This is a genomic window from Kitasatospora sp. NPDC058046, assembly GCF_042885595.1.
Taxonomy (GTDB): Bacteria; Actinomycetota; Actinomycetes; order Streptomycetales; family Streptomycetaceae; genus Kitasatospora.
Genome location: NZ_JBHVRS010000062.1, coordinates 1 through 5,158, shown reverse-complemented (window position 1 = coordinate 5,158; position 5,158 = coordinate 1). Strand labels below are relative to the sequence as shown.

Below are 5,158 nucleotides of genomic sequence, written 5' to 3'. Positions count from 1 at the left end.
GCCGACACCCCCGTCATCACCCTCGACGCCCGCCGCCGCGACAGCGCCAAGAGCGCCCTCATCACCCTCGTCGAACACGCCCTGCTCGCCCGGCTCCGCTGAGCGAGGGGGGAACCGCACGGCCCCGACGGTCCGTCCCCCGCGACGGGCCGTCGGGACCGCGGTGCCTACCCGCGGGTGACCTCCGGGGGCCGCGCGCAAGACCCGTGTATAAGCAGCGGATAACAGTTCGGTAGGCATTTTGTGATCAACAATGACTCAGCGTGGCGAAACAGCGTCACTCAGCGCCAGGTGACCACGGTTTTGCTCCGTCATGTCGGTGAATGTCCAGAATGTACCGAGGCGGGTGCCGGACGGCGGCTGTTTGTCCCCCATCCCCGCACGTGCTGAAATTCCAGCTACCCCTGGTTTCTCCTGCGCCGGCCCCTACGGCGGCGGTTCAGGGCCCAGGGGTAGCGCTGGATTGATCCATGGCCGGCAGTCGGCCGAGAGGTAGTTGTCGAGTGAGGCGTAAGCAGCAACCCGCCCCGCAGCGGCGCTCCGAGCCCCGCCAGAGCGAGCCGAACGGTACCCCGGGGGACCCGGCCGGATTCTCCGCGTTCGCTCCCACCGAGGAACGCTCCCAGAGCACCGTCCCGGCTCCCGAGCCCCCGGCCGCGACACCCCGCGGCGGCGGCTCGTCGGGCGACGGCGGATCGAGCCGGTACGACTTCCTCCGCCCGCGCAACTGGCGCGTGCCGACCCGTCTGATCGCGATCCTGCTGATCCCCGTGACCATCAGTCTCGTCTTCGGTGGTCTGCGCGTGAACACCTCGGTCGACGGCTTCATCAAGGCCTCCCGCGCCGAGAAGACCGCGGAGCTGGCCAAGGCGGCGACCGAACTCGCCGAGGCGCTGGAGAACGAGCGCGACAAGACGCTCATACCCCTGCTCACCAAGCAGGACCCGAACAACGAGGTGGCCAAGCGCCGCGGCGCCACCGACGCCGCGCTGAAGGCGTACAACGCCGCCTACGCGGCCTCCGACAAGTCCGGTGAGCTCCCCCGGCGTCACGAGGCCTTCCAGACCCTGGTGGTCGACCTGCCGCACCTGCGGGCCAACGCGTACAACCCGGAGCTGTTCATCAGCGCCACGGCCAACGCGTACTCGGTGATGCTCGACCCGCTGCTGGCCTTCGACAACTCGGTCGGCCTGGGCTCCGCCAACGCCACCAGCAAGGGCCGCGCGATCTACGCGATGTCGCTGGCCAAGGCCGCGGCGTCGACCCAGCGCGCGCTGATGCTCAACCTGCTGGTCGGCATCTCGGCGAACGTCACCACGCGCTACGAGAACCAGGACGTGATCCAGCAGATCCTGATCTCGGAGAAGCTGGAACAGGTCTCCATCAACGAGTTCAACACCGGCAGCGCCCCCGAGGACGCCGCCAAGTACGCGGCCGCGCAGATCGCGCAGACCGCGGCCCAGGACCGCTCGGCGTACAAGATGCCCAACGGCGCGCCGCCCACCATGCAGGGCCTGCTCCAGCTCGGCGCCTCGTACAGCCAGGCCGCCGCGGAGGGCCAGCAGAAGGGCAAGGCGGTCGCCGACGCCGCGTACACCGAGGCGAAGAACGCCGGCCTGACCCAGGAGAACTGGAACCAGGCCACCGACACCCACATCCAGGCCCTGCGGAACACCGAGCTCGCGCTGCTGGACGAGGTCCTCACCGACTCCCGCAACCTGAAGGACAACGCGCTCTACGACGCCATCCTCAACACGGTCATCGTCGTCGCGGCGCTCATCCTGGCCGGCCTGCTGACCGGTTACGTGGCCCGCTCGATGATCCTCGGCATGCGCACCCTGCGCAGCGCCGCCCTGGAGATCGCCGACCACCGCCTGCCGGACCTGGTCGAGAAGCTCTCCAAGACCGACCCCGACCGGGTCGACACCTCGGTGACCCCGATCCCGCTGCACGGCAAGGACGAGATCGGCGAGGTCGCCCGGGCGTTCGACCAGGTCCACCAGCAGGCCGTGGCGCTCGCCGCCGAGCAGGCCCTGCTGCGAGGCAACGTCAACGCGATCTTCACCAACCTGTCGCGCCGCAGCCAGAGCCTGATCCAGCGCCAGCTGGCGCTGATCACCGACCTGGAGAACAACGAGGCCGACCCGGACCAGCTGGAGAACCTCTTCAAGCTGGACCACCTGGCCACCCGTATGCGCCGCAACGGTGAGAACCTCCTCGTCCTCGCGGGCGAGGAAGCCGGCCGCCGCTGGAACACCCCGGTCCCGCTGGTCGACGTGCTCCGCGCCGCCGCGTCCGAGGTGGAGCAGTACGAGCGCGTCGAGCTCTCCGGCATCCCGGAGGTCGACGTCGTCGGCGCCGCCGTGACCGACCTCGTCCACCTGCTCGCCGAGCTGCTGGAGAACGCCACCTCGTTCTCCAGCCCGCAGACCCGGGTGCTGGTCAACGCGACCCGCCTGCCGGACGGCCGCGTGCTGGTCGAGATCCACGACAAGGGCATCGGCCTCACCGCCGAGGACTTCGCGGAGATCAACGAGAAGCTGGCCGAGCCGCCCACGGTGGACGCCACCATCTCCCGCCGCATGGGCCTGTTCGTGGTCGGCCGGCTGTCCCAGCGGCACGACATCCGCGTCCAGCTCCGCCCGTCCGGCGAGTCCGCCGGCACCACCTCGCTGGTCATGCTCCCGCCGTTCGTCACCCAGTCCGGTGCGGCGCCGGAGCCGGACGAGCAGTTCACCGTCTCCCGGATCTTCGCCGAGCAGGAGCCGGCCGCCGAGTGGGCGCCGGACACCCGCGCCCGCAGCGCGGCCGAGCTCGGCTTCGACGACCACCTCACCGGCACCGGCAACGCCGGCTCCAGCGGGTTCAGCCCCGCCCTGGAGGCCGTCCAGCGCTCGCAGCGCCTCGACCAGGTCCGCCGCGCGGCCCTGGAGAGCGCCCCGCAGGCGCCGGTGGTCGACGCCGAGGTCGAGGAGGACTACCAGCAGGGCTACGACCAGTACGCCCCGCAGGGCTACGAGCAGCAGCAGGGCCAGGCCGGCGAGCAGTACGCCGACGACCGGTACGGCTACGACCAGGGCGGCTACCAGCAGGACGAGTACCAGCAGGACGGGTACGCCCAGGACGGCTACGACCAGTACGCCCCCCAGGGCTACGACCAGCAGCAGGGCCAGGCCGGCGGGCAGTACGCCGACGACCGGTACGGCTACGACCAGGGCGGCTACCAGCAGGACGGGTACGCCGACGACCAGTACGGCCGCCCGGCCCAGGACTCCCCGGCCGGCCACCCGTACGCCCCCGAGCCGCCCGCGCTGCCCGCCGCCGAGCCGCACGCCACCCTGCCGTCCGGGCTGCCGCAGCGCCGTCCCGGCGAGCAGCTGGCGGGCGGCGGCCTCCCCGCCGCGCCGGCCGGCGGCGGCCAGTCCGGCGACAGCCCGAACTGGTTCGCCGGCGCCAAGGACACCTCGGCGCCCGAGACCCAGCGCGGCCACGACGTGTCCTCGCTCGGCGGTTACGGCCCGACCGGCCCGACCGCCCGCGCCGCCTGGCAGTCGCCGAACGACGGCGACTGGCAGCGGGCCGAGCAGCTGCGCGAGCCCTCCTCCAGCGGCACCACCGGTGCCGGTCTGCCGCGGCGCGTGCCCAAGCAGAACCTGGTGCCCGGCAACGCCAAGTCCACCCCGCAGGACGGGCCGCAGGTCTCCCGCAGCCCGGAGGAGGTCCGTGGCCGCCTCACCAACCTGCGCCGCGGTGTGGAGCAGGGCCGCAGCGCCGGTAACACCGGAAGCTTCCGGATCGACCCCGATCAGGTAGACCAGTCCGGCAACGGACAGAACCGGAGCACCGATCTCTTCGGCGGCTCGAACCACCAGGAGCGTTGAGTTGACTCAGATGAGCCAGGCCGCACAGAACCTGAACTGGCTGATCACCAATTTCGTGGACAACACCCCCGGGGTGTCCCACACCGTGGTGGTCTCCGCGGACGGCCTCCTGCTGTGCATGTCCGAGGGCTTCCCCCGGGACCGCGCCGACCAGCTCGCCGCCGTCGCCTCCGGCCTCACCTCCCTCACCTCCGGCGCCAGCCGGATCTTCGAGGGCGGCGAGGTCAACCAGACCGTCGTCGAGATGGAACGGGGCTTCCTGTTCCTGATGGCCGTCAGCGACGGCTCCGCACTCGCCGTCCTGGCCGCGCCGGACTCCGACATCGGCCTCGTCGGCTACGAGATGGCCCTGCTCGTCGACCGCGCCGGCGCCGTCCTCACCCCCGCACTCCGCGCGGAACTCCAGGGCAGTCTCCTGCACTGACGGTTCGTCGGATACCGTCCAGGTATTCGAAGTACCTCCGCGTCCTTCCCGGGCCCGCTTCGGCGGGCTCGGGTTCGGACGTTGTACGGCCTTCGCACCACCGGCTCCGGACCTGCGCCGAAGCTCGCACCGCACCGCCGCACCCTGTGAGGAGAGGAACCGTGACACCGCCCGACGACCGCAGCGGCCAATACGGTGTTCCGTACCCTGGCACAGGCCATGACGCCTTCGGAGCACCCGGCGTCGGCCACGGTCAGCAGTACGGCCGGCACCAGTACGGACAGCCCCGGCAGCCGTACCCCCGGCCCGAAGAGCAGTACGGCCAGTACGACCAGTACGCCCGGCAGCCCTCGTACGGCGCCCCGGCGCCCGGCTACCCGGCCCCGGCGCCCGAGCCGGACCCCGGCTACCTGCCCGCCCAGGAGCCCGGCCACGTCGAGGAGTTCGAGGACGAACCCGACTCCGGCCCGCTGATCCGCCCGTTCGCGATGACCGGTGGCAGGACCAGGCCGCGCTACGAACTCGCGCTGGAGGCCCTGGTCTCCGCCGACGTCGACCCGCAGCGCATGGCCACCCTGCTCCCCGAGCACCAGCGGATCTGCACGCTGTGCACGGAGGTCAAATCCGTCGCGGAGGTGTCGGCGCTGCTCTCCCTTCCCCTGGGAGTGGCCCGCATCCTCGTGGCCGACCTGGCCGAGGCCGGCCTGGTCGCCATCCACCAGCCCGCTTCCGGCGGCGAAACCGGAAACCAGCCCGACGTCACGCTGCTCGAAAGGGTCCTCAGTGGACTTCGCAAGCTCTAACGCGGCCGCCCCCACCCGCGCCACCACCTCCGCGAAGATCGTCGTCGCGG

General features: G+C 71.4%; 3 protein-coding genes and 1 pseudogene. All 4 read left to right on the top strand.

All coding sequences use genetic code 11. From position 1 onward, the window contains the following. Positions 1-102 (top strand): annotated as a pseudogene (locus tag ACFVU7_RS45040) (ATP-binding protein); the annotation flags it as partial. A gap of 401 nt (positions 103-503) precedes the next feature. Continuing rightward, positions 504-3,881, top strand: a complete 3,378-nt coding sequence (locus tag ACFVU7_RS45035; protein WP_388052535.1) for a nitrate- and nitrite sensing domain-containing protein — start codon at positions 504-506, stop codon at positions 3,879-3,881. A 10-nt stretch (positions 3,882-3,891) separates the two neighbouring features. Continuing rightward, positions 3,892-4,305 carry a roadblock/LC7 domain-containing protein gene (locus ACFVU7_RS45030; RefSeq protein ID WP_030248297.1) on the top strand — a complete coding sequence of 138 codons (414 nt, stop codon included), beginning with the start codon at positions 3,892-3,894 and terminating at the stop codon, positions 4,303-4,305. 161 nt (positions 4,306-4,466) lie between these two features. Beyond that, the gene (locus ACFVU7_RS45025; RefSeq protein ID WP_074001503.1) at positions 4,467-5,108 is read left to right on the top strand and encodes a DUF742 domain-containing protein; all 642 of its coding nucleotides are present in this window, start codon (positions 4,467-4,469) and stop codon (positions 5,106-5,108) included. Positions 5,109-5,158 lie beyond the last annotated feature (50 nt).